This window comes from Aquimarina addita, assembly GCF_039539305.1.
GTDB classification, from domain to species: Bacteria; Bacteroidota; Bacteroidia; order Flavobacteriales; family Flavobacteriaceae; genus Aquimarina; species Aquimarina addita.
The window spans coordinates 133,281-146,903 of the sequence record NZ_BAABCW010000001.1 but is presented as its reverse complement, the minus strand read 5'-3'; the positions used below and the strand labels follow the sequence as shown (position 1 = coordinate 146,903).

General features: G+C 33.1%; 10 protein-coding genes. 7 read left to right on the top strand and 3 right to left on the bottom strand.

Annotation, left to right across the window (positions count from 1 at the left end):
* Positions 1 to 56: 56 nt before the first annotated feature.
* From ABD816_RS00655 to ABD816_RS00630, 6 genes are all read left to right on the top strand, one after another.
* Positions 57 to 1,010, top strand: a complete 954-nt coding sequence (locus tag ABD816_RS00655) for an acetyl-CoA carboxylase carboxyltransferase subunit alpha (RefSeq protein WP_344923829.1) — start codon at positions 57 to 59, stop codon at positions 1,008 to 1,010.
* A 169-nt stretch (positions 1,011 to 1,179) separates the two neighbouring features.
* Positions 1,180 to 2,721 (top strand): replicative DNA helicase, encoded by a 1,542-nt coding sequence (gene dnaB, locus ABD816_RS00650; protein ID WP_344923828.1) that lies wholly within the window; start codon positions 1,180 to 1,182, stop codon positions 2,719 to 2,721.
* 195 nt (positions 2,722 to 2,916) lie between these two features.
* Positions 2,917 to 4,101, top strand: a complete 1,185-nt coding sequence (locus ABD816_RS00645) for an asparagine synthetase B (RefSeq protein WP_425549103.1) — start codon at positions 2,917 to 2,919, stop codon at positions 4,099 to 4,101.
* Between the two features lie 207 nt (positions 4,102 to 4,308).
* The gene (locus ABD816_RS00640) at positions 4,309 to 5,106 is read left to right on the top strand and encodes a DUF6503 family protein (protein ID WP_344923824.1); all 798 of its coding nucleotides are present in this window, start codon (positions 4,309 to 4,311) and stop codon (positions 5,104 to 5,106) included.
* Between the two features lie 287 nt (positions 5,107 to 5,393).
* Positions 5,394 to 5,711: a hypothetical protein gene (locus ABD816_RS00635; protein WP_344923822.1), complete on the top strand. Its 318-nt coding sequence runs from the start codon at positions 5,394 to 5,396 to the stop codon at positions 5,709 to 5,711.
* Between the two features lie 492 nt (positions 5,712 to 6,203).
* Positions 6,204 to 7,706 (top strand): cadherin repeat domain-containing protein, encoded by a 1,503-nt coding sequence (locus ABD816_RS00630; protein ID WP_344923821.1) that lies wholly within the window; start codon positions 6,204 to 6,206, stop codon positions 7,704 to 7,706.
* A gap of 72 nt (positions 7,707 to 7,778) precedes the next feature.
* Here ABD816_RS00630 and ABD816_RS00625 read toward each other — a convergent pair whose 3' ends face one another.
* The 3 genes from ABD816_RS00625 to ABD816_RS00615 form a co-directional block, all read right to left on the bottom strand.
* On the bottom strand, positions 7,779 to 9,071 hold the full coding sequence (locus tag ABD816_RS00625; RefSeq protein ID WP_344923819.1) for an amidohydrolase family protein: 1,293 nt from the start codon (positions 9,069 to 9,071) through the stop codon (positions 7,779 to 7,781).
* Positions 9,072 to 9,117: 46 nt separating this feature from the next.
* Complete coding sequence (locus tag ABD816_RS00620; RefSeq protein ID WP_344923817.1) at positions 9,118 to 12,108, bottom strand: amidohydrolase family protein; 2,991 nt, start codon at positions 12,106 to 12,108, stop codon at positions 9,118 to 9,120.
* Between the two features lie 465 nt (positions 12,109 to 12,573).
* Positions 12,574 to 13,176 carry a DUF1877 family protein gene (locus tag ABD816_RS00615; protein ID WP_344923815.1) on the bottom strand — a complete coding sequence of 201 codons (603 nt, stop codon included), beginning with the start codon at positions 13,174 to 13,176 and terminating at the stop codon, positions 12,574 to 12,576.
* A gap of 223 nt (positions 13,177 to 13,399) precedes the next feature.
* Here ABD816_RS00615 and ABD816_RS00610 point away from each other — a divergent pair, with 223 nt between their 5' ends.
* Positions 13,400 to 13,576, top strand: a complete 177-nt coding sequence (locus ABD816_RS00610; protein ID WP_344923812.1) for a hypothetical protein — start codon at positions 13,400 to 13,402, stop codon at positions 13,574 to 13,576.
* The last annotated feature ends 47 nt before the right edge of the window (positions 13,577 to 13,623 follow it).

The window sequence follows — 13,623 nt, the reverse complement described above, 5'->3', positions numbered from 1 at the left end:
GTAAAGTTTTTATATTTGTAGGCTAACCTAGTTAAAAATAAAAATATATTCTTGTTATGGAATATTTAGAATTTGAACTTCCGATTAAAGAGCTCGAAGAGCAGTTTCAAAAAGCATGCGCCATCGGTCAGGAGAGTGATGTTGATGTTACCGATACCTGTAAGCAGATAGAGAAGAAACTAAAGGAGACAAAAAAAGAGATATATAAAAACTTAACTGCCTGGCAGCGGGTTCAGTTGTCCAGACATCCGTCCAGACCTTATACCTTAGATTACATCAATGCCATATGCGGTGATTCTTTCTTAGAATTACACGGAGATCGTAATGTAAAGGATGATAAGGCAATGATCGGTGGCTTAGGCAAGATAGGCGATCAAAGTTTTATGTTTATAGGCCAGCAAAAAGGGTATAATACAAAAACCAGACAATATCGTAATTTTGGGATGGCAAATCCTGAAGGATATAGAAAAGCACTTCGTTTGATGAAAAGTGCAGAAAAGTTTGGACTTCCTGTGGTAAGTTTTATTGATACTCCAGGAGCTTATCCAGGTCTTGAAGCAGAAGAAAGAGGGCAAGGAGAAGCAATTGCCAGGAATATACTGGAGATGACAAGGCTTAAAGTGCCAATTATTGTAGTAATTATTGGAGAAGGAGCTAGTGGTGGAGCCCTAGGAATTGGGGTAGGAGATAAAGTGTTAATGTTAGAAAATTCGTGGTATTCTGTTATTTCTCCAGAAAATTGTTCCTCTATATTGTGGAGAAGCTGGGAGCAAAAAGAAATCGCTGCAGAAGCTTTAAAATTGACAGCAACAGATAGTGCCAAGTTAAAGGTTATTGACGAAATAGTTCGCGAACCGATAGGAGGCGCTCACAATGATCGTGAAACTACATTCAGAACTGTAAGAGATAAAATTTTAACATCTTATGATGAATTTAAAAACTTATCACCACAAGAATTGGTAGAAAAGCGAATGGACAAATATGCAAATATGGGATCGTTTAAAGGGTAACCCTTAAAGAACCACTTGATACCTTAAATCTGAAGTTAGCAACTTCAGATTTTTTTATGCTTATTAACAATAAAATTAAGTTATTAACAGTTGAATTGTTGAAGACCAGTGAACATTGACTACCTTTGTTTACAGTCCATCTCTTTACATTTTTTTTACTTTCGTAGCTATGGAAAAAGTACAGCAAACTAAGCAAGTTAATTACGGTCAGGGGAACGTAATCTCGCTTGAAAAAGGAAAAATTCCTCCTCAAGCAACTGATTTAGAGGAAGTTGTGTTGGGGGCAATGATGATCGATAAGAAAGGAGTTGATGAAATTATCGATATATTGAATCCTGATGTATTCTATCGGGAATCACATAAATATATTTTTGAAGCTATCTTTAAACTCTTCGAAAATTCAGAACCAATTGACTTATTAACGGTTTCTAGCCAATTAAAAAAAGATGCAAAATTAGAATTAGCGGGAGGGGAATTTTATCTGATACAATTGACGCAAAAGGTTGCCTCTTCTGCACATATTGAATTTCATGCTCGCATAATTCTGCAAAAATATATCCAAAGAAGTCTGATTAAAATATCAAATGAAATCATCGAGGAGTCTTATGACGAAACTACAGATGTTTTTGATCTTTTGGATATGGCAGAATCCAGATTGTATGAAGTTACACAAGGAAATATTAAGCGATCCACAGAAACTGCACAGAACTTAGTAATTCAGGCTAAGAAAAAAATACAAGAAATTGCTAATCAAGAGGGGATGAGCGGAGTGCCTTCTGGTTTTGATAAATTAGATAAGTTAACATCCGGATGGCAACCTAGTGATTTAATTATCGTTGCAGCTCGTCCTGGTATGGGAAAAACGGCTTTGACCTTATCAATGGCACGTAATATGGCTGTTGGTCAAAATATACCGGTTGCTTTCTTTTCTTTAGAGATGTCTTCAGTACAATTAATTACACGTTTAATCTCTTCAGAAACAGGACTTTCTTCAGAGAAATTACGTACAGGAAAACTAGAGAAGCATGAATGGGAGCAACTGAATGTAAAAGTAAAAGATCTCGAAAAAGCTCCACTTTTTATAGATGACACGCCATCATTATCCATTTTTGATTTAAGAGCAAAAGCACGTCGTTTAGCTTCTCAGCATGGAATTAGAATGATAGTTATTGATTATTTGCAATTAATGACAGCTGGTGGTAGTGGAAAAAATGGAAATCGTGAGCAAGAGATATCTACGATCTCCAGAAACTTAAAAGCATTAGCAAAAGAATTAAGTATTCCTGTGATTGCATTATCACAGTTATCGCGTGCTGTAGAGACTCGAGGAGGAAGTAAGAGGCCTTTGTTAAGTGATCTTAGAGAATCCGGAGCGATAGAGCAAGATGCAGATATCGTAGCCTTTATTTTTAGACCAGAATACTATAAAATTGATGAATGGGATGATGAGGAGAGATCCCCTACACAAGGGCAAGGAGAGTTTATTGTAGCAAAGCACCGTAATGGTGGTTTAGAGAATATTAGGTTAAAATTCATTGGTCACCTTGGTAAATTTGATAATTTAGATGACTTTAGTACACCTTTTGAGTTTAACTCGAAGATGAATGATAATGAAGAAGAAGATCCTTTTACAACTAAAAATTTACCAAGTGCAGATGAAGCGTTTGGTAGTAGTTTTAATAACTCTGATGATAATGATGTGCCATTTTGATAAAGTTTTTGAAATTAATATGTAAAACATACGATACTTTTTTCGTAAAATGATTCTTGATTTCTTATCTTTTAACTTTAAGAAATAAAAAGTAACCGCTGTATGAAACTACGATGTGCATATAAAAAGTTTTTTATTTTAATCCTGATATTTTTGTCAGGGTTTTCTACATATGCATCTTATGTGTTAATTCCTATGGATGCCGAGAGTCAGGAAAATCATTTAAAAGCCTATGGAATTACGTATTGGACATTAAGTAAGGATCTAAAGGTAAAGTGGTTATTGAATTATAGAGGCGGTTCTTTTTTATTACCAGATACAGAAAATATTAGAAAAGAATGTACCATTAGAGGTGTCTCATATGAAGTTGTAAATGATGCAGAAACACAAGAGATTCTTTTAGAAATCAGCAGTCCGTCTCAGAATATGGAGGCTGTTGTTTTAGAAAAAGCACCAAAAATTGCAGTGTATTCTCCAAAAGGTAATCAACCTTGGGATGACGCAGTAACGATGGTGTTAACCTTTGCAGAAATTCCATATGAAACGATATATGATAGAGAAGTATTAGAAGATAACCTTATACTTTATGATTGGTTGCATTTACATCACGAAGATTTTACGGGACAGTATGGGAAGTTTTATGCCACTTATAGAGCGGTACCTTGGTATACTAAAGAAAAGGCAAAAGCTGAAAAATTAGCAAAAGACCTGGGATACCAAAAGGTGTCAGAAGCTAAATTAGCAGTTGCACTTAAAATTAGAGATTATGTTGTTGGTGGAGGCTTTATTTTTGCCATGTGCAGTGCTACAGATAGTTTTGAGATAGCATTAGCCGCAGAAGGTGTGGATATTTGTGAGCCTATGTTTGATGGAGATCCGAGCGAACCGGGGTATCAGTCTAAAATTGATTTTAGTAAAACTTTTGCATTTACTGATTTTACATTAGAAAGAAGTCCAAATGTATACGAGTTTTCATCAATAGATATGACACGCAAACGTCGTATTCCTAAAACCACTGATTATTTTACATTAATGGATTTTTCTGCAAAATGGGATCCAATTCCTACCATGCTATGTCAGAATCATACGGCATTGGTAAAAGGATTTATGGGGCAAACCACGGCCTATGATTCTAATGAAATCAAATCAAATGTATTGGTACTCGGAGAGAATAAAACAAATAATGAAGCCAGATATATACATGGTATCAAGGGAAAAGGATTTTTTACTTTTTATGGAGGTCATGATCCAGAAGATTATCAACATCGGGTGGGTGATCCTAAAACAGAGCTGGAGCTACATCCCAATTCTCCGGGATATCGTTTGATTCTTAATAACGTACTTTTTCCGGCTGCTAAAAAGAAAAAGCAGAAAACCTAACGTTTTTGTTTATAGGACATACTTTCTTTTATTCCCTTTTGTATTATTTATTTTATCGTGCGTGGAGGAAGGTAGTTATAACTTCCATTTGAAAAAGTATACTTTTTCTGATATTCATCAATTAAAGATTGTTACTGTTTTTTGAAAGGATATAAATATGATACGACTATTGTGGTCTTAAATGCTAATTTAAATATATCAAATAAGATGAAGAAAATTGTAATGATTCTGTTAGCTACTACCATGCTATTGTCTTGTAAACAAGAGAAAACAACTACAAAAGAGATCGTAACTAAAGAATTTTCAACCACAGAAAATAGTATTTCTGATCGCTCTAAGAATTTTCCTAAAGAGATAGCCGAGGTGTTCAAAGCCCATGGAGGAATTCAATTGTTTGATATGCAAGAAACACTTACTTTTGAAATCGTAAAACCCAATGGTAATGAAAAACATATCACAGACCTAAAAACCAGAAATGCTCGTATAGAATCTAAGAACTATACCATAGGTTTTGATGGTGAAGAGGCTTGGGTAGTACAAGATTCTACTTACTTTAAAAGAGATCCTCGTTTTTACCATAATTTAATGTTTTACTTTTATGCAATGCCTTTTGTTTTAGGTGATGATGGAATTAGTTATGAAAAAGTGACTGATCTTTCTGTGGAAGGAAAATCTTACCCTGGTTATAAAATAACATATGAAGATGGAATAGGAGACTCACCAAAGGATAATTATTTTTTGTATTATGATTCTACTACTTTTCAAATGAAATATCTGGGATATACAGTTACTTTTTTTGACAAAGAGATTAGTGATAAAATAAGCTTAATTCAATATTCTGATTGGAATGATGTAAATGGTTTATTATTACCAAAAGCTTTACAATGGAGGAATTTTGAGAAAGGAGTGGTAGGTAAAATCAGAAAGGAAGTGGATTTTGTCAATGCAGTTGCAACTACAGAGAAAAAAGACATATCATTTTATAAAAAATCAACGAACGAATAAAAGTATATTGAATTGAAACCTATTTATTCTAGAGGTTAGTAAATGTTATATGTAATATCTTGAAATAAGTTACGCATAGATGTTTGATTTTTATTAAATTACAAAGAGTTTTTTAGTGTGTTGTTATAATTCAGTGGTAAATTGTTGTTGTTTTTCACTGAAAACAGGGTGTTATTTTTGGGGAAAATAAGTGAACTTTGTATAACATATCAGTGGTTACTATCACTTACTATTAGTACCTTAACAGGTGTCATTTAATAAATATATAATCTCTTAATACTTTTTTTATGAGTTCACTTCAGGATGATCAGATGGTCGTAGAAATTTTAAACTTTTTTTATCCAAAAAATACGATAACAGTGCATACTATTAATGATGAACTAAAGGATCTTGCAGCAAAGATGTATGCAGAAGCTTTAGAATCATCTCAAGTAATGCATTTGGTGCCGAGACCTAGTTATACACCTTCATTTAATTGGTTATTTAAGGAAGGGGTAAAAGCGGTATGGAGGTCTCGAGGAGGAAATGACATCTATGACTCTGTAAGAGTTACGGTTGCACGGAATTTTAAAACTGAATATGCTATGGATAAGATGGGGATCTAAAGTATTGTTTAGTTCATAAAGGAAAATAAAATTTATTATGAAACCAGTTAGATTTTTAAAATTTAACTGGTTTTTTTTCTTAGACCCAATATTTACTAATTATTTTGTAAATGTTTGCAATAGTAACCTGAAAGAGAGGTATAAAATTATTTTGAGTGAAGAAAGTAGTTTTATAAAATTTGCTATTATAAAAATAGTGTTAGCTATAAAAGTATTGTAGGTCTTTAAAAATCGATTTTTGCAAAAGAGGGTTACCTTTAACAATGTTGTCAAAATTTATTTCAATGAGTTATATAATTACATTCTGACTTGTATTAGTAATGAATATAAGTAACTTTATGTTTAATTATGTTATGAGTAGTAGTTTGAAAATCAATTTGTTATTTGTTTTATATTTATAGTCACATGTAGGTTGCAAGAGATTTGGGAAATTTGCACGGAATAATAAAAAATAATATTTCATTCAAAAGAAATATTTTAAAATCAGGGAAAATGATTAGACAATTTTATAATTACACGACACTTCTTCTATTTATTATTGTTATTTCTTGTAGTAAAGATGATTCAGCGGATCAAGAAGCTTTGGAAGTTATTATCCAAACACAGGATATGAATTTTAATATTAATGAAAACCCTGAAGTAAATCAGGTAATTGGAACTGTTGTTGCTTCTGTAAACAGAGGAACTATTTTGTTTTCAATTCTTGAGCAACCACTTAACATTGCATTTGATATTAATTCTACTACTGGAGAATTATATGTTAGAAATAATTCATTTTTTGATTATGAAAATATAAAAGAAATAACGGGTAAGATTAAAATTTCAAGTTCGGATTCTGACGTGTATGAGGTGAGTTCAATTACGATAACAATAAATGATGTAGTGGGAGAGTCATATTTTGGAGATGTTTATTTGAAAAATCAAGAAGAAGTAGATGAATTTAGTTCTAAATTGTATGAAGAAATCAATGGATCATTATTAATTGACGACTCAAATGATTTTGTAATTACTCCGATAACAGATTTATCTGGTTTGGCTTCAATAAAAGTAGTAAGAGATGATCTAATTATTTCTAATAGTAGGTCTTTAATAAATCTCGAAGGATTAAATAATATCACTAACATAGGAACACTACGTTTAGTAAATAATCATTTTCTTGAAGATATTAGTGCTTTAAAAAAGATATCAACCCTTGCTAACATAGATATAAACTATAATCCATTAATTACAAGTCTGAATTGCTTTCTGAATATTATCTCATTGAGTGGAGCTTGCAATATTGTAGATAGTGAAGGTTTACTTAATTTAGAAGGATTAAATAATATTACTTCAATTGGAGGTAATTTATATTTGAGAGGTAATGATAAATTACTTAATGTATCTGGATTAAACTCTTTAACAACGGTTAATGGTTATTTTGCCATAACTAACCATAATAAATTATCAAATCTTTACGATTTAGGTAAGTTGCAAAGAGTCCAAGGTGGCTTTTCTATTGGAGAAAACCATTCTTTAGTAAACTTAGAAGGACTAAACTCTTTTAAAAGCCTGAATAATGATTTATTCATAGCGGCTAATGATTCATTACTTAATTTAGATGGATTACATATTGAAGGAGAATTGACGGGAAATATAAAAATACTTGCTAACGAAAGTCTTCTTAATATTGATGCTCTTCAAAGTATAACTTCAGTTGATGGTTCTATTTTTGTTGAAAATAATTTGAAACTGGAATCCATTAAAGGTTTACTACATATAGAAAGATTAAATAGATTATTAATAAATAATAATGATGCTTTGACCAGCTTAAATGGTTTAGATAATTTGTCATCAGTAATCACTAGTTTTGAGGTATTTAAAAATGGTTTGCTAAGTGATTTTTGTAGTCTTGAGAATCTGGTTCAAAATAGTATTTCTCCATCTTTATATGATGTTGCCTGGAATTTATATAATCCGACAATTGACGATATTAATAATGGAGAATGTAGTAACTGATTAACAATTAGCACTAAAACAATGAATACTATTAAGTTTTAACAGAATATAATTAATCGAAAATCATAATTCTTAATCACTATATTTCTGGCTATATCGTTTCCAAAGTTTTGTTTGATGACTTTCCAGACTTATATCACGACCTTGTATAAAAGCTTTTTCTAACTGATTGGTTCTCATGTCCAGCGCATCTCCAATACTGATGAATAAAGTGGCATCTTTACCAGTTTCTAATGTACCTGTGGTAGCATCAATCCCTAATATTTTTGCACTATTACCCGTTATGAGTTGAAGAGCTTTTTCTTTATCCAATCCATGTGCCGCAACGGTACCAGCCTGAAAAGGTAAATTTCTTGCATTGGCACGCTCCATTTGTCCACTATTTTGTAATGCAACTAATACACCTGCATCTATTAAAGTTTTTGCACTCTTATAGGGGAGATCATAATCTTCATCTTCACCTTTAGGAGTACTATGCGTTCTCGTTAACAATACTGCGATATTATTTTGTCTTAGTTGTTGTGCTACCTTATAGGCTTCATATCCTCCGATAATTACAAGTTTTGGAATGGAAAATTCTTTAGTAAATGAGATAACATCTAGTATTGCTTTTTCTGTATCTACATGAATATATGCTATTTGTGAACCATCAAAAATACCTTTCATAGCTCTATACGGAAGATTATTTGTGTTGTTGTCATCTTTTGTATAAGTATTGGCTTGTGCAACATAGTCCGATATTGCATTTACTTCTTTCGTATACTCTTTGTTTTCAGTATATCCGGGATCTTCTCCCAGCCACCACCGTCCTCGCTTAAAAGGATTAGGCCAGTTGATATGAATCCCGTCATCCATTTTTATAGCAGCATCTTCCCAGTTCCAGGCATCCAGCTGAACAATGGATGAAGTACCAGAGATAGTGCCTCCACGAGGTGTTATCTGGGCAATCAATATACCATTAGGTCTCATACTCTCCACTATTTTGCTTTCTGCATTATACGCAATGATACTTCTAATATGTGGATTGTATAAGCCCACTTCTTCATCATCATTGGTCGCACGTACCGCAGCAATTTCTACTAATCCCAGAGTAGAATTGGGAGCAATAAAACCAGGATAAAGGTGTTTTCCTGTAGCGTCTATTATGTTCCCTTTTGCGGGAGTACTTCCGTTTTCTCCTATTGCCGTAATTTTACCATTTTCAAATATCAGAATACTATTTTTGATCAGAGTACCATTACCGATATGAGCTGTTGCGCCTGTGATAGTAATCGTTTCTAATTGATCCTTGGCAGGAGTTTGTTGAGCATCAGACTTTTCAGAATAGAAAAGAAGGAGCACTAAGAGATAGTATATTTTTTTCATTTTTTATTTTTTTATAACAGATATAAGTTTCTGTAGTCGCTATTGATTAGTGTATAGTCTCTACAGTTTCACAATGAAAATGTTGTTTTTCTTTTTTCTTAGCGGGTTGTGTTTTTAGTCCTTTGTTTTTTGCTTTTAGCATCATGGTGGACAATTCATTTTTTTCTGAAGCCATTGCAGTACGCATGGCTTTATCTTTTTCTATATCAAAATAGATAGCACCTTCTATCATTGTTTTTTCAGCTTTGGTATAAATAGATAAAGGATGATCAGACCACAATACCAGATCAGCATCTTTTCCCACCTTTATACTTCCTACACGGGTATCTATATGTAGTAATTTAGCAGGATTGAGAGTTACGAATTTCCATGCATCTTCTTCACTAATTCCTCCATATTTTACCGATTTAGCAGCTTCTTGATTTAAGCGCCGCGACATTTCCGGATCGTCACTATTAATGGCAACCGTAACACCCTGATTATGCATAATAGCAGCATTGTAAGGAATAGCATCATTTACCTCGTACTTATAAGCCCACCAATCAGAAAAGGTAGAGCCGCCTACTCCATGAGTAGCCATCTTATCAGCCAATTTATAACCTTCCAGAATATGGGTGAAGGTGTTGATCTTAAAATTAAACTTTTCTGCGACCTTCATTAGCATATTAATTTCACTTTGTACATAAGAGTGGCAACTTATAAAACGTTTTCCGTTAAGAATTTCCAGTAGTATTTCCATTTCGATGTCTTTTCGATATGGATTTCCACTTGTTTTCAGCTCTTCATATGCTTTCGCTCTGGTGAAATAGTCAATGTATAATTGCTCAACTCCCATGCGTGTCTGTGGAAAGCGAACTTTTTCTTCAGCTCCCCAATTACTTTGCTTTACATTTTCGCCCAAAGCAAATTTGATAAATTTGGGTGCGTTATCATAGATTAAATTTTCTGCGGATTCTCCCCACTTTAATTTTAGGATCGCCGATTGACCACCTATTGGATTAGCAGATCCATGAAGTACCTGTATTGAGGTTACTCCACCAGCAAGATTACGATAGATACTAATATCATCAGGAGAAACTACATCTTCTATACTTACTTCTGCAGTAGAGTTATGTCCTGCCTCATTAATGGAGGCAGCTGCAATATGAGAATGTTCATCAATAATTCCAGCGGTAAGATGTTTTCCTGTAGCATCTACTACCATAGCATTTCCAGCATTTATATTTTTACCTATGGAGGTAATCTTACCATTTTTAACAAGTACATCTGTTTCAGTAAGAATCCCTGAGGCTTCATTAGTCCAAACAGTTGCATTCTTAAATAGTGTGGTTTGAGCGCTAGGTAATTTTGATGCTCCATACGCTATGTTAGGGTATGTAACGGGCATTATTTTTGGGATTTCTTTTTTATCGGTTAATGAATCTTTCTCTTTTTTATCAGTGCCACTCGGTTTCCTTTTGGCATTGAATGAAGTTTCTGAGCCGTTTGGTAAAATAGCTTTGCCGCTCCATAGTGCAGGGTTATTATCTATATCAGCAACTATTCGTGTATATTGATTTTTAGTAGTATCGGTATCAGTAAAAACAATAGAAACCCAATTGTCCTTATAATTTATTTTACTCCCTAGTGTTGTTTCTCCTAGTTTTATATTGGATTTTGGAGCAGTTGGCTTTCCGGTAATTGATAAATCGTAGGTGGTCCCATTTACGGTAAGATCATAGTTACCAGTAAGATCCATAAGGTTCATGTCGTGTATTATATTTTTATGACCCTGTACCCAGTTTTCATAAATGACATTATTTTTTGTAAATAATTCATCTTTAGTAATCAAAAAATTGGCATACGCCCCTTTCTTAAGACTTCCTAAGAGATCACTTTTACCTAAGATCTTAGCCGGGATAGTAGTTAGAGATGCTAATGCAGCTTTTTTATCCAGTCCGTTTTCAATAGCTATTAAGATTCTTTTATTGAAATCTGCTACTTTTTTTAATTTGTGTGTAGTAAATGAAAATTGGATACCATTTTTTGATAATACAGCCGGATTCGTTGGTGCTTGATTCCAATGCCTCATTTGCCCCAGACTCACCAAGGATTGCTGATACGGATCGGATACATCATAGGCGTCAGGAAAATCTAAAGGAATGATATAAGATGCATTTGTTGCTTTTACCTTATCAATTCGGGCATATTCATCGCCACCACCTACAATAATATATTGTGTATTAAATTCATCTCCTACTTTATCAGCCCTAAAACCATTCAGTCGACTTCCTGCTTCAAAAATCTGTGGTAGTTTTTTGTTTTTATTCAGTGCTTCTAGAGATAAATCTTTTGTGGTAGAATTTCCATTGGCATACCATTCAGCATCGAGATACATTTGACGGATCAAAGCCATCGAGCCCATTAACGAAGTAGGATATGTCTGCTTACTTTTAACGCTTTTAGAAAAAGAAAGAAATTGTGCTGATTGATCACTTAGCATCCGTTTGCCATTAGTTCCTTCATTATTGAGGGCTACTAATAGACCTGTGCCTCTTACAATACCATCTGGCATATGCGTATGGAGAACTCCGAATCCTTCTTTGAGATAGATATCTGCTGATTTAGTATCATATTTAAAATCATGGATAGGATTGGTCTCTGGTCTAATATGATCATTCCAGTAATACCCTCCTCGTGATGCATCGTATTGTGGATTGCTGCCTCTACCTCGGCCATTTTTATTTGTTGGTTTCTCGATGCCAAAATTAGTAAATGGATCAATAAAGGAAGCATAGATATGTTTTCCTTTGAGATCTATGATAAGACTATTTTTTGGAATGGTCACATTGGTCCCTACCGCTGTAATCATTCCTTTTTGTATAATTAATGTAGCCTTATTGATTTTGGTGTCAGGAGATGTATGAATTGTCGCATTTGTAAATACAGTGAAATTACTATCTGTAGTTTGTACTCCACTATTTGTTGGGAAATATTCCTGAGAATATACATTCAATGCCGTGATAATCACTAGCAGTGATAAGTATAGTTTCTTCATAAGAGTTAGTGTAAAGATGAATTAGTTTTTAAAGATACTGGTTGTGATAGAAAACAATGGTAAATTAATATTTTTTTAACAATGAAGCAGGGAACATGTTTTCTAACTACTTAGTCGTTGCTTATTTAGTAAAACATTTGATTTTCAACTTCTTAGTTTGTTATTTATTTTCAATTATTTGATGAATAACAGCATGCATACCGATTCTGCTTTGTTTTTGATAACTGTTGATATCCGAATAATCACAGATATCCTAATACCCATCAAGAATTTCGATTTCTAGGGTCATGGTTTTGGGAGCATTCTTATCCTTTTATAAAGATGTTTTTCTAATGCTTCACGACTTACATTGCTCTTACAGAATTTCACAAAGTAATCACTTGTTGTAAAGGTAGTGTGTTGGTTGAAATACTTAAAAAAATCATAGCAAGAAGAAATTAGCAAACCAATCTATATCCTTTACTATTAAATTTTGAACACGATAACATAGCCTTCTAATTCGAGCGCATTTTTTAGGAATTTTTTAATCTGATTGAAGATACTTTTTAGTTCTTGCGTATTTGCTGCAATCTGATGTATCTTATATACGCCTTCATCCAGCATATTTTGTAAATTATACATCTCATAGTATTGTTCAAAATCGAAGCGATTTAGTATATCATTTTTCTTTTGTATAATTTTATAATCCCAAAGCATAAGATAATGCCCTTGTCCTGACTGACTAAAATCACATAGAATTCCATCATAAAAGAAAGGAGGTGTCTCTTTAAAATTTCTATTTGGGTGTAACTTTTTAGCAATCAGATAATCAAAGACTTCATAGGTACGATTTGTATCTAGATAATACTTGTTTTCAAATTTTTTGTTAGGATAGTGTTTAGCTAAATTTTGAGCATCCTTTTTAAACTCAATCCATTCAGAATGTCCAAAGTCATTAAAGTTTGTGTCAAAAGCTCGATGTAGTGAAAAAATAATAGTACTATATTCTGAATTTTGTCTACGTTTAGCTTTTTCAAGAATAGTAGTTCCTTCTTTTGGAATTGCCGTTAATGATAGATCTAATCCCATTCTTTCTTGTATTTTTTTCTAAAGCACCATGGTAGTGTTAGTCTTTATAAATATAGGTTGAATAGCTGAATTTAGTGCATAGATAGTATTTAAAAAATACTGCATGTTTGGTTTGTAACTGATCTATTTTTTATTTTGGTGTACCTGTGTCTTTTAAAATGTTTTTTGTGGACTTTTATTGACTGTACCAGTTGTAAAATGAAGCTAGAGGGGATAAAGCTAAATGGTAGAGGCTACTTGGCAAGCTTTACGATTCGATCCTGTGATGCAAGCGTATTATCGTTCCCATCAAGGCAAGGATGTCAAACGCATTTTAATAAAGGTTGCTAGAAAACTGTTGAGTAGAATTCATGCAGTCATACGAACAGAAACACCATATCAAATAGGAGTAATAAGTTAAAAAAAAAGAAAATAATAAGCCTAAAAACTCGAAAATACTTTTAGCTC

Coding starts and splice junctions, on each gene's coding strand:
- ABD816_RS00655 (WP_344923829.1), top strand. CDS start 57: ATGGAATATTTAGAATTTGAACTTCCGATTAAAGAGCTCGAAGAGCAG.
- dnaB (WP_344923828.1), top strand. CDS start 1,180: ATGGAAAAAGTACAGCAAACTAAGCAAGTTAATTACGGTCAGGGGAAC.
- ABD816_RS00645 (WP_425549103.1), top strand. CDS start 2,917: ATGGATGCCGAGAGTCAGGAAAATCATTTAAAAGCCTATGGAATTACG.
- ABD816_RS00640 (WP_344923824.1), top strand. CDS start 4,309: ATGAAGAAAATTGTAATGATTCTGTTAGCTACTACCATGCTATTGTCT.
- ABD816_RS00635 (WP_344923822.1), top strand. CDS start 5,394: ATGAGTTCACTTCAGGATGATCAGATGGTCGTAGAAATTTTAAACTTT.
- ABD816_RS00630 (WP_344923821.1), top strand. CDS start 6,204: ATGATTAGACAATTTTATAATTACACGACACTTCTTCTATTTATTATT.
- ABD816_RS00625 (WP_344923819.1), bottom strand. CDS start 9,071: ATGAAAAAAATATACTATCTCTTAGTGCTCCTTCTTTTCTATTCTGAA.
- ABD816_RS00620 (WP_344923817.1), bottom strand. CDS start 12,108: ATGAAGAAACTATACTTATCACTGCTAGTGATTATCACGGCATTGAAT.
- ABD816_RS00615 (WP_344923815.1), bottom strand. CDS start 13,176: ATGGGATTAGATCTATCATTAACGGCAATTCCAAAAGAAGGAACTACT.
- ABD816_RS00610 (WP_344923812.1), top strand. CDS start 13,400: ATGGTAGAGGCTACTTGGCAAGCTTTACGATTCGATCCTGTGATGCAA.